Below are 1,114 nucleotides of genomic sequence, written 5' to 3'. Positions count from 1 at the left end.
GGAGATGATTATGCAGAAGAGGTTTTTAAACGAAATAGTTTTAATATTAATAATTCAGGAAATAACAATATATATATAGCTATTAGAGTAAACCAGACACTAAACTCTACTAATTATAGAACACAATGGCGTTTTGATAATATAAAAGTTTCTAGTAATTAAACTGTAATAAAAACTTTAGGTAATACAAACCATTGTTATTAATTAACTAGATAACGTTAAAGCAAAGCTTATAAGTATCAATTATATACTTGTAAGCTTTGATAAAAGAAAAGTGATATTTTGGTGATTGATTACTCGTTTTAATAATGAATAAGTGATTTTTTAATGATTAATTATTAAAACCAGATTTTAATCTTTAGCTAATATTGTATTAGCTAAAAACATCAAAAAAATATAATAGACTTTACTTTTTTTTGCTCAGTTTTTTATTGCAAGTATACTCTTTTAAAGAATCTAAATGTTTGTTGCGCCATTGCGAAATAAACACAATAATACTTTTAGTGTTTTAAGCGTGTAACGTGTGGAGTTAATATAATAAATACATGTAAGTAAAATATTAAAAAACGAAATATGTTTAAGACATAATTATATGTCATTAAACCATTAATCTACCTTATTTAATATAAACACAAAACAAAAAATATGAAAACAATTATAAATTTAAGAGCGAGTGTTGCATTACTCTTATTAGCACTATTTGCTGGAATTGAAATTAGCTCTGCTCAAGTAGAAGAATCTGATTGGTCTTTTTCTAAAACTCAAAAAATTAATGACAAGGCAGAAAATTTAATTAATGCCGCATTACCTACGGATTATTCTGTTTGGCAAATTTCTATAGCAAATTTTAAAAGTAAATTGCAAGAGATTAATGGGCCACAAGAAATAAAAATTCCTTCACCAGAAGGTAAATTTGAAACCTATATTATAATACCATCTAAAGTTGTAGCAAATGAAGTTGCATATTTATACACCATAAAAACATTTAGAGGGTATAAAAAAGGAGAGCCAAGTACTTTAATAGCTTGCGATGTTAGTGATGCTGGTTTTCGAGCCTCTATCTTTACAGCCAATAATTCTTATTTTATAGAGCCACTTTATAAACATTCATCAG

Annotated in this window: 1 protein-coding gene; it reads left to right on the top strand. The window is 26.0% G+C overall.

The annotated features are described in order from the left end of the window. Positions 1-645: 645 nt before the first annotated feature. Positions 646-1,114, top strand: a 469-nt coding sequence (locus ACVC2P_RS00035; protein WP_452596446.1) for a hypothetical protein, incomplete at its 3' end; no start/stop codon positions are given.

It is taken from the genome of Pontimicrobium sp. MEBiC01747, from assembly GCF_053601635.1.
This window is presented reverse-complemented; position numbering and strand designations above follow the sequence as displayed.